This is a genomic window from Mycobacterium numidiamassiliense, assembly GCF_900157365.1.
GTDB classification, from domain to species: domain Bacteria; phylum Actinomycetota; class Actinomycetes; order Mycobacteriales; family Mycobacteriaceae; genus Mycobacterium; species Mycobacterium numidiamassiliense.
This window is the reverse complement of the sequence record NZ_FUEZ01000003.1, coordinates 1,756,904-1,771,575: the sequence shown is the minus strand read 5'-3', so window position 1 is coordinate 1,771,575 and position 14,672 is coordinate 1,756,904. Positions and strand designations below refer to the sequence as shown.

General features: G+C 64.9%; 15 protein-coding genes. 13 read left to right on the top strand and 2 right to left on the bottom strand.

Annotated features, from left to right (window positions below; genetic code table 11):
* Position 1: 1 nt before the first annotated feature.
* From MNAB215_RS08290 to dnaB, 6 genes are all read left to right on the top strand, one after another.
* Positions 2-643, top strand: coding sequence for a DJ-1/PfpI family protein (locus MNAB215_RS08290; RefSeq protein WP_077078266.1), 642 nt, complete (start codon positions 2-4; stop codon positions 641-643).
* A gap of 317 nt (positions 644-960) precedes the next feature.
* Complete coding sequence (gene rpsF, locus MNAB215_RS08285) at positions 961-1,251, top strand: 30S ribosomal protein S6 (RefSeq protein ID WP_077078265.1); 291 nt, start codon at positions 961-963, stop codon at positions 1,249-1,251.
* Positions 1,252-1,349: 98 nt separating this feature from the next.
* Entirely contained in the window at positions 1,350-1,877 is a 528-nt protein-coding gene (locus MNAB215_RS08280; protein WP_077078264.1) for a single-stranded DNA-binding protein, read from the top strand.
* A gap of 45 nt (positions 1,878-1,922) precedes the next feature.
* A complete protein-coding gene (gene rpsR / locus MNAB215_RS08275; protein WP_077078263.1) occupies positions 1,923-2,180 on the top strand; it encodes a 30S ribosomal protein S18 in 258 nt (85 codons plus the stop codon).
* Between the two features lie 31 nt (positions 2,181-2,211).
* Positions 2,212-2,670 (top strand): 50S ribosomal protein L9, encoded by a 459-nt coding sequence (rplI, locus tag MNAB215_RS08270; protein WP_077078262.1) that lies wholly within the window; start codon positions 2,212-2,214, stop codon positions 2,668-2,670.
* A gap of 534 nt (positions 2,671-3,204) precedes the next feature.
* The gene (dnaB, locus tag MNAB215_RS08265) at positions 3,205-5,832 is read left to right on the top strand and encodes a replicative DNA helicase (RefSeq protein WP_077078261.1); all 2,628 of its coding nucleotides are present in this window, start codon (positions 3,205-3,207) and stop codon (positions 5,830-5,832) included.
* Between the two features lie 122 nt (positions 5,833-5,954).
* On the opposite strand, the gene MNAB215_RS08260 is transcribed toward dnaB, so the two are convergent.
* Positions 5,955-6,437 (bottom strand): MarR family winged helix-turn-helix transcriptional regulator, encoded by a 483-nt coding sequence (locus MNAB215_RS08260; RefSeq protein WP_077078260.1) that lies wholly within the window; start codon positions 6,435-6,437, stop codon positions 5,955-5,957.
* Between the two features lie 94 nt (positions 6,438-6,531).
* On the opposite strand from MNAB215_RS08260, the gene MNAB215_RS08255 reads away from it, so the two are divergent.
* The 7 genes from MNAB215_RS08255 (at position 6,532) to MNAB215_RS08225 (ending at position 13,855) form a co-directional block, all read left to right on the top strand.
* Positions 6,532-7,164 (top strand): NADPH-dependent F420 reductase, encoded by a 633-nt coding sequence (locus tag MNAB215_RS08255; RefSeq protein WP_077078259.1) that lies wholly within the window; start codon positions 6,532-6,534, stop codon positions 7,162-7,164.
* Positions 7,165-7,256: 92 nt separating this feature from the next.
* The gene (locus tag MNAB215_RS08250) at positions 7,257-8,192 is read left to right on the top strand and encodes an SDR family oxidoreductase (RefSeq protein ID WP_077078258.1); all 936 of its coding nucleotides are present in this window, start codon (positions 7,257-7,259) and stop codon (positions 8,190-8,192) included.
* 45 nt (positions 8,193-8,237) lie between these two features.
* Positions 8,238-8,663 carry a nuclear transport factor 2 family protein gene (locus MNAB215_RS08245; protein ID WP_077078257.1) on the top strand — a complete coding sequence of 142 codons (426 nt, stop codon included), beginning with the start codon at positions 8,238-8,240 and terminating at the stop codon, positions 8,661-8,663.
* 160 nt (positions 8,664-8,823) lie between these two features.
* On the top strand, positions 8,824-9,450 hold the full coding sequence (locus MNAB215_RS08240) for an NADPH-dependent F420 reductase (protein ID WP_077078256.1): 627 nt from the start codon (positions 8,824-8,826) through the stop codon (positions 9,448-9,450).
* Positions 9,451-9,587: 137 nt separating this feature from the next.
* Complete coding sequence (locus MNAB215_RS08235; RefSeq protein WP_077078255.1) at positions 9,588-10,481, top strand: TIGR03619 family F420-dependent LLM class oxidoreductase; 894 nt, start codon at positions 9,588-9,590, stop codon at positions 10,479-10,481.
* 142 nt (positions 10,482-10,623) lie between these two features.
* On the top strand, positions 10,624-12,042 hold the full coding sequence (gene zwf, locus MNAB215_RS08230) for a glucose-6-phosphate dehydrogenase (protein WP_077078254.1): 1,419 nt from the start codon (positions 10,624-10,626) through the stop codon (positions 12,040-12,042).
* Positions 12,035-13,855, top strand: a complete 1,821-nt coding sequence (locus MNAB215_RS08225; RefSeq protein ID WP_077078253.1) for a glycoside hydrolase family 15 protein — start codon at positions 12,035-12,037, stop codon at positions 13,853-13,855. Before zwf ends, MNAB215_RS08225 begins: the two co-directional genes overlap by 8 nt.
* Positions 13,856-14,078: 223 nt before the next feature.
* Here MNAB215_RS08225 and MNAB215_RS08220 read toward each other — a convergent pair whose 3' ends face one another.
* Entirely contained in the window at positions 14,079-14,567 is a 489-nt protein-coding gene (locus tag MNAB215_RS08220) for a MarR family winged helix-turn-helix transcriptional regulator (protein ID WP_217348912.1), read from the bottom strand.
* Positions 14,568-14,672: the final 105 nt, after the last annotated feature.

Below are 14,672 nucleotides of genomic sequence, written 5' to 3'. Positions count from 1 at the left end.
CGTGACGCTGGTCGCCATTCCGCTGTTCGATCGCTTCACCGCACTCGACGCCGTCGGGCCCTACGAAGTGCTGCAGCGCGTCCCGTCGATCGACGTCGTGTTCATCGGGCATCGCCGCGGCGAGGTGCGCACCGAAAACGGCATGCTCGGCGTCACCTGCGACGCCACGTTCGACGAAGTCGGCGCACCCGATGTGGTCGTCTTCCCCGGCGGCATCGGAACCCGCCAGCTGATTCACGACGAAGACATCCGCGGCTGGCTGCACACGGTGCATCCGCGCACCACGCTCACCACCTCGGTGTGTACCGGCGCGCTGCTGCTGGCCGCCGCCGGCCTGCTCGACGGACTGACCGCGACGACGCATTGGAGTGCCGCGGAGTTACTCAACGAGTTGGGCGCCCGCTATGTACCCGAGCGCGTCGTCGAGCACCTGCCGCAGCGGATCATCACCGCCGCGGGTGTGTCCAGCGGCATCGACATGGCCTTGCGAGTCGTCGAATTGCTCGTCGATCGCGAGGCTGCCCAGGCGGCGCAGCTGCTCATCGAATACGACCCGCACCCGCCGTTCGACTCGGGTTCGCTGGCCAAGGCCGACGAAACGACGGTGGCCAGGGCGGGCGAATACCGCCAAGCCCGGCAGTAGCGCCTCGGCGAACCGTCGTCCCAACCGTCACTTGCGTCCCCACGCCGGGTGGGGCACAAATTGCCCGCCTCCGAGCGACAACTTCCACCGCGTTGTCGGCTCGGGCTCGGGTGTTGTCGCTCGGAGGCGGGCAGAACGGACATTCGTCCCGACAGAGGCGGATGTGTCGGGTGAGACGCGAGGTTGGCGAACGAGTTTTGCACGCTTTTGGGTCCTAGCCAGGCATCCGGTACCCTGGGGCGGTTGCCGACGCAGGTGACACTCCTGCCACGGATCGACCGTGGCCGCTTTAGACCAGAGGAGGTGGTGAGGTTTCCATGCGTCCATACGAAATCATGGTCATTCTTGACCCCACGCTCGACGAACGTACCGTTGCTCCGTCATTGGAGACGTTCCTCAATGTCGTCCGCAAGGACGGCGGCAGCGTGGACAAGGTCGACATCTGGGGCAAGCGCCGGCTGGCCTACGAGATCCTCAAGCATGCCGAAGGCATTTACGTCGTGATCGATCTGAAGGCAGAGCCGGCGACGGTCTCCGAGCTCGACCGCCAGCTGAGCCTCAACGAGTCGGTGTTGCGCACCAAGGTGATGCGCACCGACAAGCACTGAGTTCCAGTCGTCGGCACGGCTGCGTAGGCTCAGCGAAATTACGCTCATGACCACTCATCGTCCCAAGGCGAGAACCAGGACGGACCCAGGAGGCACCAGTGGCTGGTGACACCATTATTACCGTCGTCGGAAACTTGACCGCCGACCCCGAGCTGCGGTTTACCCCGTCGGGTGCTGCCGTCGCGAATTTCACCGTGGCGTCGACACCCCGGATCTATGACCGCCAGAGCGGGGAATGGAAGGACGGCGAGGCGCTGTTCTTGCGGTGCAACATCTGGCGCGAGGCCGCCGAGAACGTGGCCGAAAGCCTGACGCGCGGGTCGCGGGTGATCGTGACCGGCCGGCTCAAGCAGCGTTCCTTCGAGACCCGCGAGGGTGAGAAGCGCACCGTTGTCGAGGTCGAGGTCGACGAGATCGGCCCCTCGCTTCGGTACGCCACGGCGAAGGTCAACAAGGCCAGCCGTAGTGGCGGCGGCGGTGGCGGCTTCGGCAGTGGCGGCGGTGGTGGCGGCGGCGGATCCCGTCCGCCCGCCGCGCAGGCGAGCAGCGCACCGGCGGACGACCCGTGGGGCAGTGCCCCGGCGTCGGGCTCCTTCGGTGGCGGCGACGAAGAACCGCCGTTCTGACTTCGAGAAATCTCAAATCGTTAAGACATAGGAAAGAAAACACACATGGCCAAGTCCTCCACGAAACGGCGCCCGGCTCCGGAAAAGCCGATCAAGGCGCGTAAATGCGTCTTCTGCTCGAAGAAGGGGCAGCCGATCAACTACAAGGACACCACGCTGCTGCGCACCTACATCAGCGAGCGCGGCAAGATCCGCGCGCGTCGTGTCACCGGCAACTGCGTCCAGCACCAGCGCGATATCGCGATCGCCGTGAAGAACGCCCGCGAGGTCGCGTTGCTGCCGTTCACCTCCTCGGCGCGATAGCGGCCGAGGGCTCAACCGAAAGTACGAAAAGATGAAGCTGATTCTGACGGCCGACGTGGACCACCTCGGTGGCGTTGGCGACACTGTCGAGGTCAAGGACGGGTACGGCCGCAATTTCCTGCTGCCGCGCGGCCTGGCGATCGTCGCCTCACGCGGCGCGCAGAAGCAGGCCGACGAGATTCGCCGGGCCCGTGAAACCAAGTCGGTGCGCGACCTCGGGCACGCCAACGAGCTCAAGACGGCCATCGAGTCGCTGGGCTCGGTCTCGCTGCCGGTGAAGACCGCGGCCGATTCCGGCAAGTTGTTCGGCTCGGTGACCTCGGCCGACGTGGTGGGCGCGATCAAGAAGGCCGGCGGCCCGAACCTGGACAAGCGCATCGTCCGGCTGCCCAAGGCGCACATCAAGGCCATCGGTGCGCACTCGGTGTCGGTGCACCTGCACCCGGAGGTCAACGTGGAGTTCACGCTGGACGTCGTCGCGGACAGCTAACTCGACACTGTTTGCTTTGTCCGGCGGCCGCCCCTGAGGGTGGCCGCCGGAACTCGTTTGGCGCTCTGTGAGCGCTCAGAGCCGGCTAGGTAGACGCGCGGATGCGGCGGACCTGGCGAACTATTTCGGTGACCGGGGTGCATGGGCGCCTTAACCGGCTCGTAACTCGGCGAAAATGTGGGTGAAAGCCAACACGCCCGACGCAGTAACCTGGCCCGACACGCCGAGCGAATTGTTCTCCACACCAAATGTGCAGTGGTGTACTGCGCGTATCTGCACGGATGCTTCAACGCCGCGTTTTAATCCACAGGTTCTCCACAACCCACTCAACACAGGTGTCGAAGGATATGCACACACGATGCACAGTGTTATGAACAGTGGCCCTTTCAGCTACCCGCTAGCAACGTTTACGTTCTTCCAGGCACGAGACTTTTGGGTGTCACCGCTTTGGGGGCGACGGTGCCTTCGCTTACGCTCGACGTGACGGTCATCGAATGTATGTTCGGGTACTTGGTTAGAGGGAGGTGAGGGCCCGTGGCGGTCGTCGACGACTTCGCGCCTGGCATGGATGCCTCGCCACCCAGTGAAGACTTCGGCCGCCAGCCGCCACAGGATCTGGCCGCGGAGCAGTCGGTGCTGGGCGGGATGCTGCTGAGCAAGGACGCCATTGCCGATGTGCTGGAGCGGCTGCGGCCCGGCGATTTCTACCGTCCGGCGCACCAGAACGTGTACGACGCGATTCTGGATCTCTACGGCCGCGGTGAGCCCGCCGATGCGGTGACGGTCGCCGCCGAGCTGGACCGCCGCGGCTTGTTGCGCAGGATCGGCGGAGCGCCCTATCTGCACACCCTGATCTCGACGGTGCCGACCGCAGCCAACGCGGGGTACTACGCGGGCATCGTGGCGGAGAAGGCGCTGCTGCGTCGACTGGTGGAGGCCGGAACGCGGGTGGTGCAGTACGGCTATGCCGGCGCCGACGGCGCGGACGTCGCCGAGATCGTCGACCGGGCCCAGGCCGAGATCTATGACGTCGCAGACCGGCGGACGTCGGAGGACTTCGTTCCACTCGAGGATCTGCTGCAGCCGACGATGGATGAGATCGACGCCATCGCCTCCAACGGCGGCATCTCACGCGGTGTGCCGACCGGCTTCACCGAGCTCGACGAGGTGACCAATGGCCTGCACCCGGGACAGATGATCATCGTCGCGGCCCGTCCTGGAGTGGGGAAAGCGCTTGCCCTAGACACGCCGCTGCCGACGCCCACCGGCTGGACGACGATGGCTGATGTCGCGGTTGGGGATGAGTTACTCGGCGACGACGGGCAGCCGACGCGGGTGGTGGCTGCCACCGACGTGATGCTGGGGCGGCCCTGCTACGAGGTGGAGTTTTCCGATGGGACAGTCGTTGTCGCCGACGCAGAGCACCAGTGGTTGACCGAAACACGCGCATCCCGGAAATCCGCACAGGCCGCGGCGGTGGGTTACAACCGTTGCAAGAATCAGCGCACGTTTGCGGCGGTGCGAACGACGGCCGAGATCGCCGGAAGTCTGCGTTGCGACACGCTAGATCGGCGGCTGAACCACAGCGTGGTCAACGCGCGTGCGCTTGACCTCCCGGATCGCGAATTGTTGGTCCCTGCATACACTCTCGGCGCCTGGCTGGGGGACGGCACCAGTGCGTCAGCCCAGATCACCGCGGCCGATCCAGAAATCATCATGCGGATCGAAGCCGACGGCTTCGTCGCGGTTCCGTCGGGGTCCGCTCGGTACCGTTACCAATTGCGCCTACCGGCTGTGTCTGAGCAGGCTCCTCGCGAGTGCGCGGTCTGCGGCAAGTCGTTCGTCCCGCGGACCAGCCAGGTGCGGACCTGTGGGCGTTCCTGTGGTGGGCGGGCTCGGTTTGTCTCTGCTCCGGTCCCGAGTCCAACCTGCGTGCGCTGCGCGGGACCGTCGTGCGGGCTGCGGTTGTGCCAGAACTGCCACGCTGCGGTGGGGACATTGCAGGCCCGACTGCGGACACTCGGAGTGCTTGGTAATAAGCACATTCCGATGGAGTATCTGCGGGCTTCCGAGACACAGCGGCGCGCCCTGCTCGCCGGCCTGCTCGACACCGACGGAACCGTGACAGCGGGCGGGGCCGTGCAATTTTCCGTCACTCACCGTCGGCTGGCGTGCGATGCTGCCGAGCTGGTCGTCAGCCTGGGCTACCGCTGCCAAACCTCGACGAAGCGGGTCCGGGGCCGCCAGGAGTCGTCCAGCCTCGCTTACACCCTGACGTTCTCCACGGACGACACCGTGTTCGCGTTGGAGCGAAAGGCTATAGCGCACAAGGAGCGTCGGGCCGCCGTCAACACCCAGCGCTCTGGATCGCGCTTCATCGTGGACGTCCGCCAGATCGAGACAGTTCCCGTGCGGTGTGTCGAAGTGGACAATGAGAGCCACATGTATCTGGCGAGCGACGCCATGGTGCCTACGCATAACTCCACCCTGGGCCTTGACTTCATGCGGTCGTGCTCCATCAAGAATCGCTTGGCGAGCGTCATCTTCTCGTTGGAGATGAGCAAGTCCGAGATCGTGATGCGGCTGCTGTCAGCGGAGGCGAAAATCAAGCTTTCCGACATGCGTTCGGGCCGGATGAATGACGAGGACTGGACGAGGCTGGCGCGCCGCATGAGCGAAATCAGCGAGGCGCCACTGTATATCGACGACTCGCCCAACCTGACCATGATGGAAATCCGCGCCAAGGCGCGCCGGCTGAAGCAGCGGGCCGACCTGAAGCTGGTCGTGGTCGACTACCTGCAGCTGATGACGTCGGGCAAAAAGCACGAGTCACGGCAGGTGGAAGTCTCGGAGTTCTCGCGCCAACTCAAGTTGTTGGCCAAGGAGATTGAGGTTCCGGTGGTGGCGATCGCTCAGCTGAACCGTGGTCCCGAGCAGCGCACGGACAAGAAGCCGATGCTGTCCGACCTTCGTGAATCCGGCTCGCTCGAGCAGGACGCGGACATGGTGATCCTGTTGAACCGGCCGGACGCCTTCGAGCGTGACGACCCGCGCGGTGGGGAAGCGGATTTCATTCTGGCCAAGCACCGTAACGGCCCGACCAAGACGGTCACCGTCGCACACCAGCTGCACCTGTCGCGCTTCACCAACATGGCTCGGTGAGTTTGAGGTTCTTGTCGATATGCAGCGAAGATTGACAAGCTGTCCGCCTGGTTAACACAACCGGAGTCTCATCCCTACCGAAAGTCCCGTTATGCGGGGTGAAGCGCTCGCAGCGATGAAGGTTATGAGGGCTCGTCTTCGTCGGGGGAGTCGTGGTGTGTGGCCAGGTGGTGCTGGATTCGTTCGTTGAGGGTGGCGAGCAGGTCGAGCTCAGCCGGGGTGAACAGCTCGACGAAGTTCCGGCGGACGTCCTCCGCGTGCCCGGGTGCCGCCTTCTCGATGGCGGCGCGGCCGGCCGGTAGGAGGCCGACCATCGTGCTGCGGGCGTCGTTGGGGTTGGGCTCGCGGCTGACGAGCCCGTCCTTTTGCATGCGACGCAACTGGTGGGAGACGCGGCTTTTCTCCCAGCTCAGTGCTCTGCCCAGCTCGCGAGCGGGCATGCGGCCCCCGTCGTGAGCAGAGAGCACTGCCAGGACCGCGTAGTCGGCCCCGGACAGGCCCGAGTTCTGCAGGCCCCGGTTTAGACGCGCTACGAGCTGATAATTCGCATACACGAAGGCCCGCCAGGCGCGGTCTTCACGAGGGTTGAGCCAGTTCGGTGCCATCGGCCCCCACACTACCCCGATTGGTTGACGCGTCACCAATCTCTTCGTATGGTTGAGTAGTCAACCTTTTCCAGCAACCAAGAGGGGATACTTCATGAGCAGCATCAGCATCATCGGCCTGGGGACCATGGCCAGCGCCTTGGCCGACCGGGCGCTCGCTGGTGGCAACACCGTCGAGCTCATCGGCCGTGACCCGGCCAAAGCCAAGGAATTGGCCGGATCGCTCGGCGGCGCCACGGTCGGGACGGCCGGCACCGCCCCGGCTGGGGACATCGTCATCCTCGCTGTGCCCTACGCCAATGCGGCGGAGGCGGTGAGAGAGTACGGCGACACGCTGGACGGCAAAATCGTCATCGACATCACCAACCCCGTGACCCCCGATATCACCGGCCTTGTCACCCCTGACGGCAGTTCCGGCGCACAGGAGATCGCCAAGGCCGCCCCCGTCGGCACGCATGTCGTCAAGGCGTTCAACACTCTGTTCGCCAACGTTCTGGCGGCCGGCCCAGCGGAGGGCCGCCCTTTGGATGTGTTCGTCGCCGGAGACGACGCGCAGGCCAAGGCCCAAGTATCGGTGTTCATCGAGAGCCTGGGGCTGCGCCCGTTCGACGCAGGGCCGCTGCCCATGGCGCAGGCATTGGAGAACGCCGGCCTGCTGGAGATGGGTCTGATGACGCACTCCCTCAACCACACCGACTTCTTCCTCGGCGTCAACATGCTCAGCTGAGCGGCCCCGCACCACCATGTCTCGCGCCGCATCACCTCAGTTGATCTACGGCATGAGACGACAACCCCAACCATCTTCGAAAGGACAATCACATGCGCGTTTTCATCACTGGCGGGACCGGCCATGCCGGCTCGCACATCATCCCCGAACTCATCGCCGCCGGGCACGAGGTCACCGGCCTGGCCCGGTCGGACACAGCCGCGGCGGCCCTGTCCGCACAAGGTGCGGAGGTGCGTCGCGGCGACCTCGAGGATCTCGACGGGCTCAAGGCGGCGGCCGCGGACTCCGACGGCGTCATCCACGTCGCGCACAGGCAAGACCTGCTTCCATCCGGCGGGATGGACGCCGTGGCCGCCGCAGAGCTGCCGATCATGCTCGCGTATGGCGAGGCACTGGCGGGGACCGGAAAGCCGCTGGTCGCGGCGGGCAGCATAGGCTCGGCCGGGGACCTGGGCCGGCCCGCCACCGAGGAGGACCCGGCCCTACCCAGCGGCGATGAGCACAAGGGCACCCTGCGTGTTCGCAACGTCGTGGAACGCGCCGTAGTCGGCCTCGCCGAAAGGGGAGTGCGGTCTTCGATCGTGCGGCTTCCCCTCATCGCGCACAGCACGACCGATAGCGCCGGCTTCCTCCCGGGGCTGATCGGGACCGCACAGGAGAAGGGCTTCGCCGGTTACCCCGGAGACGGCGCGAACCCGTGGTGCGCCGTGCACATCCGCGATGCCGCCGCCGTATTCCGCTTGGCGCTGGAAAAGGGTCCGGCCGGTCGCTATTGGCACGCGATTGCGGAAGGGGAAATCCCGTTCCGCGAGATCGCCGAGGCCATCGGAAGCCATCTGGACCTGCCCACCGTGAGCGTTCCGGTGGACGTCCTGATGCTGCCGGGATACTTTGGGCCCCTTACGAATCTGGTCACGGGGTCCTTCCCGGCAACCAGCCTCATCACGCGCCAGACCCTGGGCTGGGAACCCGCTCAGCCCAGCCTGCTCGCCGATTTGGACAACGGCCATTACTTCCCGGTCGGATGACGGCCGAGGCGCACCGATCCAGTCACACCCACCAGGAGAGTCACCATGACCACATTCGCCCCGCACCGCGACACTTTGGAGTCCTTCGTCGACTGCATCCACGGCGGCGCAGACAAAGACACCCTCACCCGTTTGCTCGCCCAGGACGTGGTGCTGTACGGCCCGTTCGGCGATGAGCCAGTCACCGGCCGCGAGGCCGCCGTGGAAACCATCAAGACCGTCAACGGACTGGCGGACGACGACACCTATCTGGAGGTCCTCAGCGGCGAGGCCCACCACGCCGCCCACTTCCGGCTGCAAATCGGAGACGCCGCGGTCAACGGAATATTCTTCGTCCTGCTCGACGCGGTCGGCAAGATCGCCGAGGTGAGCATCTTCTACCGCACGCTGCCAGCCGGCGTCGCGCTGCAGCGAAACCTCGCGGAAGCAACCGGCATGCAGCCCTGGGAACTGCGCACAAACGGGGAGTAACGACCAACGCTGCGCCCTACGCCCGCTAGGCGCGGTCTTCACGACGGTCCAGCCACTTCGGTTCCGCCACCCCACGCTCTTCAATTAGTTGACGCATCAATAAATCGGACTAAGGTGGAGGAGTCAACCTTTTCGATCGTCAGTCAAGAGAGGACATCTCATGAGCAGCATCAGCATCATCGGCACCGGGAACATGGCCCGCGCCATCGGCGCGCTGGCGGTAGCGGGCGGCAACACCGTCGAGGTCATCGGCCGCGATCAGGCCAAGGCCGCTGACCTGGCCAAGGCTCTCGGCGTCGGCGGCACGACGGGCGAGTTCGGCGCAGTCCCTGCCGGGGACATCGTCATCGTGGCCCTGCTATACGCCAGTGTCGTGCCTGTCGTCACCCAGTACGGAGACGCGCTGGCGGGCAAGGTCATCGTCGACATCAGCAACCCCTTCAATGACGCGGCCGACGGGCTCGCCATCCCCGATGACACCTCGATCGCGCAGGAAGTTGCAAAGGCCGCCCCGGCCAGCGCCAGCGTGGTGAAGGCATTCAACACCGTCTTCGGTCACGTCCTGGAGAAGAACCGGACGGTGGATGTGTTCTTCGCGGGCGACGATGCGCAGGCCAAGGCAGGCGTGTCGAAGTTCATCGCGAGTCTGGGGCTTCGCCCGCTGGATGTCGGCGGCTTGAACATGGCGCACTGGCTGGAAGGAACGGGCCTGGTCCTCATGGGTCTCGCCCGTCATGGGGTGGAGAACTTCGAGGTCGCTCTCGGCGCCACCGAATTTGACGGCTGAGCCGCACCCGCGCGCTAGTCCAAGCAGTGAACGGACGGGGGCGACGTGCGCCCTCGAAATGTTGATGAGTCACTGAAAGGTGTTGGTATGTGGGAAGTCACCGCAGGCCGATCGTCTGCGGGCAGAGGAGCCTCGCGATGAAGCTTGGTTTCGTCATTCCCTTTGTAGGGCCCGCCATCAACAGCGCCGCTGGTCTGAGCGCGTTCTGCCGCGAACTCGAGGACCTTGGCTATGACACGCTGTGGGTCGGCGATCGACTGGTCACGCCGGTCGATATGCACAGTACCTATCCGGGCAAGGAGCAGCCGTACCCGCCGCAGATGACCCGTTACTTCGATCCGGTGCTGCTGTGGACCGTCGCAGCGACGGCGACCAGCCGGGTGCGGCTGAACTCCAGCACCCTCAGCACGTTCTACTACGAGCCAACTCACCTGGCCCGGCTCTTGACCACGCTCGACGTGCTCAGCGACGGCCGCCTCGACGTCGGCGTGGGAGTCGGGTGGATGAAGGACGAACTGGACATCGCCCGCGGCGCGGACTGGCACCGGCGCGGACGGATGCTCGATGACCTACTGGCGTTCCTCCACCAGTGGTGGACGGCCACCCCGGTGTCCTGGGACAGCGAGTTCATCTCCCTGCCGCCGGTCCACGCCGACCTGCGCCCAGTCCAGGCGGGCGGACCGCCGATCTGGATCGGCGGTACCAGCGAGGCCGCGATGCGCCGGGTCGGGCGCAGCGGCACGGGCTGGCTCGGCGTCGACGGGTTGCAGGGCTTCGATCGTTTGTGGTCGATTGCTCGCCGTGCGGCGCAGTACGCCGGCCGCGATCCCGACGCGCTGAAGACGGCCATGCGGGTCAACCTCGAACCGGGCACGTCCATCGACTCGGTTGCCGACACGCTCGAGCGCTTCGCCCGGTCCGGCATCGATGAGGCGATCCTGGATGCCTTCGCATTGTTCCCCAGCCTTGACCAAATGCTTGACTTCGCCAGCCAGGTGATCGCTCGAAGGACTGATCATGGGAAAGCTTGACGACAAGGTGGCTAACCGCGACATCGGGAGTGCCGTGGCTCCGCAACTAGACTATGCCAACTCCCTTGGCAACTAAGGATTCTGAAGGTGTGCCAAAGGTGATCGAGAATGCGCTCCGCAATGCTCAGCGGCGGGAGACAGAGTGACCGCCGACGAACACGCCAAACCGGTACCGCACGTGTTCGTGCTGTTCGGGGCCACCGGCGACCTCGCTAAACGCAAGCTATTTCCCGGCCTGTACCACCTCGCCGCGGCAGACCGACTGCCGGGCGAATACGCGGTCATCGGATCGGGCCGCCATTCCCCCGGCTCCGACGACGAGTTCCGCGACAACGTGCGGTCCGGGCTCAACCAATTCGTCGACGACCTCGATGACGACGTTACACGGAAGTTCTTGAGCCGCTTGTCGTTTCAAACATCCAGCGCCGATGACGGAGCCGACCTTGCCGCAGTGGTGTCTGCGGCCCGCGAGCGCCTCGGTCACGATGCGCGCACCGTGATCTACCTGTCCGTACCGCCGACGGCCATGCAGTCGATGATCGGCATGCTTGGGCGCGAACGTCTCACGGCCGGCGCCCGAGTGATCATCGAGAAGCCGTTCGGCACCGATCTGGCATCGTCACGCGACCTCGACGCGGCACTCAAAGAAGTGCTCGACGAGGAGCAGGTGTACCGCATCGACCACTTCCTCGGCAAGGAAGCCGTGCAAAATATCCTCGCGCTGCGGTTCGCCAACAGCTTGATGGAATCGGCATGGAACCGCGAGCATCTCGTGTCGGTTCAGATCGACGTGCCCGAGACATTGACCGTGGAGGGACGCGGCAGCTTCTACGAGTCCACCGGCTGTTTCCGCGACATGATCTCCACCCACCTGTGCCAAGTGCTCGGCTTCATCGCGATGGAGGCGCCGGTGCACCTCGACGCGATGTCACTGCGCAACGAGAAGACCAAGGTGTTCGCAGCCATGCGCCCGCTAGACCCTCAACGGGTGATCTACGGCCAGTATGATGGCTACCGCGACGAGGACGACATCGCCGAGGACTCGTCGGTCGAAACATTCGTTGCGCTTGAGGCTTTCGTCGACACCGAACGCTGGCAGGGAGTGCCCTTCTATCTGCGCACCGGAAAGGCGCTGGGCGCGACCCGCCGCACCATCACCCTCACGTTCCGGACGCCACCGCTGGGCCGGTTCGGCGAATCCGCCTGCCAGCCAAACCAATTGGTGCTTGAGTTGTCGGACTCGCCGGAATTCCAGCTCAGCCTCAACGCCAAGCGACCCGGACCAGACTTGGATCTGCTGCCACTGCAGCTGCAGCTCAATTTGGCTGATGAAGACATCGAGGACACTCCTCTGGAAGCCTACGAGCGGTTGCTGCTCGACGTGATGCGCGGTGACCAGACGTTGTTCACCCGCGCAGACGAGGTCGACCGGCTCTGGCAGATATGTCAGCCGGTGCTCGACTCTCCGCCGAAGGTCGCGTCCTACGCTCGCGGGTCATGGGGACCGCAGGAGGCGCTGGCGCTGGCGGGTCCGGACGGCTGGCGGCTACCGGATGAGTGAAAACCGGTTGGGCATAGCAGATCACGGCCTGATCGGCGATTTGCGCTCGTGTGCCCTGGTGGGCACCGACGGCACCATCGACTGGTTCTGCGCGCCTCGCTTTGACTCCCCGAGTGTGTTCGGCGCGATCCTCGACGGCGACCGGGGCGGCAGCTGGCGGCTGGCGCCCACTCGCGGGGTAACCCGCAGCCACCAGTTCTACTTCCCCGACACCGCGGTGCTGATCACTCGCTTCCTCACCCCCAACGGGGTCGCCGAAGTCCACGACTTCATGCCGGTGATGGCCAAGGCCGACGACCACTACCGGCAGCGGCTGGTCCGACGGGTTAGCGGTGTGCGCGGCAAGATCGATCTGCAGATGCGGTTGGACGCCCGACCTGACTACGCGCGCCAATCATGTTCCGCCAAACCGCTCGGCGACGGCGTGCTGATCACCGGCGAGGGGGTACGAATGGGACTGACCGCCTCCACCGCACTGACTGTCGACGACGACAACCCCGACAACGCCGTGGTGTGCGCTGACATCCAACTCACCAGAGGAGACACCGCCCTGTTCGTGCTGGAGATGCTCGACGGTGACGACGAGCCTTCCGCCGACGCGGTCGACGTGACCGACGCATTGCTGGATGCCACCACATCGTTCTGGCGCGACTGGCTTTCCCAGTCGCGTTATGTCGGGCGGTGGCGCGAGATGGTGCACCGCTCGGCCATCACTCTCAAGCTGCTCACCCACGAGCCCACCGGCGCGATCATCGCGGCGCCTACTACAAGTATTCCGGAACGTATTGGTGGCGAACGTAATTGGGACTACCGGTACGTATGGATGCGCGACGCAGGTTTCAGCATGTACGCGCTATTGCGCCTGGGATTCATCGACGAGGCGCGGTCCTTCACCCGATGGCTGTCCGAACGGCTGGGCCACGAACGCGACGGCGACCAGGGACTGGGACCGCTGCGCGTGCTCTACAACATCGACGGCAACCTACCCGATAAGGAGGTCGAACTCGATCATCTTTCCGGCCATCGGGATTCCACCCCGGTTCGGGTGGGCAACGCGGCGGTCAACCAGCTACAGCTCGACATTTATGGCGAGCTGATCGACTCGGTGTACCTGTTCAACAAGTACGGTCCGGGCATCAGCGACGACGCCTGGCGCGACGTCGTCGAGGTCGTCGATTGGGTAATGGACAACTGGGACCGCGACGACGCCGGGATGTGGGAATTGCGGGGTGAGAAACGTGCCTTCACCACGTCACGGCTGATGTGTTGGGTAGCCCTGGAGCGCACCATCCGCATCGCCCGCCAGCGTGGGCTGCCCGGTGACATCGTCGCGTGGTCGAAGACCCGCGACGAGATCTACGACCGGATCATGACCCGCTGCTACAGCGCCGCGCGGGAATCGTTCACCCAAACCGAAGACGGTGACGAACTCGACGCCGGGGTGCTACTCATGCCGATGGTGAAGTTCCTGTCACCGGCTGACCCCAAGTTCCTGTCCACCCTGCGCGCCATCGAACGCGAACTCATCACCGACAGCCTGGTGTTCCGCTACGACCCGACATCCGACGGCCTGGATGGCGAAGAGGGCACCTTCTCGATCTGTTCGTTCTGGTACGTCGAAGCGCTCACCCGCGCGGGCCGGCTCGACGATGCCCAGCTGGCGCTGGAGAAGATGTTCACCTACGCCAATCACGTCGGGCTCTACGCCGAACAGGTCAGCGCCACTGGCGAACAAGTCGGCAACTTTCCCCAGGCCTTCACCCATCTGGCGCTGATCAGCGCCGCGATCAATCTCGACCGCGCACTGAACTGAGGAACTCTATTCTCCGAGCTCGGCCTGTCGGCCGCTAGTGAGCCGAGATACCCAGCGGCGGTGTGCAATTCGCACAACGTGGCGCGGTTGTGTTGGCTTCAGCGTGAAGCGTCGGTCGGCGCGCTCAGTCCTCGCAGCGCCTGCTAGGCAAGCTTGGCGAGTGTCTGCCATTGGCGGGCTCGTGCCAGCGTAGGTGGGCAGCGCTGAGGGCGGAGCCGATGGGCTAACCCGACTCGGCGATCCGGTCGGTAATGGCTTGCGCCGCCCTGCCGAGACTGATCAGGTCGGCCTTCGTCAACGGCTCCACCACCAGTTCGCGCACCTTCGCGACGTGCAAGGGGGCCGCGGCGGAGACCCGCCTCAATCCCGCCTTCGTGAGCTCGACCACGCTCACCCTGCCGTCATCGGCACAGACGCGCTTCACCACCAACCCGTTGCCTGCGAGGCGCCTGACCACGTGCGACAACCGCGACAACGAGGAGTTCGCACTGGCAGCGAGCTCCGACATCCGCAGCGTCCTTTCGTCGGCTTCCGAGAGATTCGCCAGCACGAGATACTCGAAGGTCGTCAGTCCGGTGGTGCGCTGCAGATCGCTTTCCAGGGCCGCCGGAAGCTCCATAATCATCGAAAGGAGCTGACGCCAAGCACGCTGCTGATCGTCGTCGAGCCATACCGTTTCGGGTTGACGACGCACACGCTCGGGCCGCGTCACCGCGACGACCCGATGGTTTCCGATCGCCCAGCTGTCATCCGGACCTCCTCCATCTGAAGGATAGTTCGACCGTCAACCGTTAATCGTCAGCCGCTGACCGAAGAC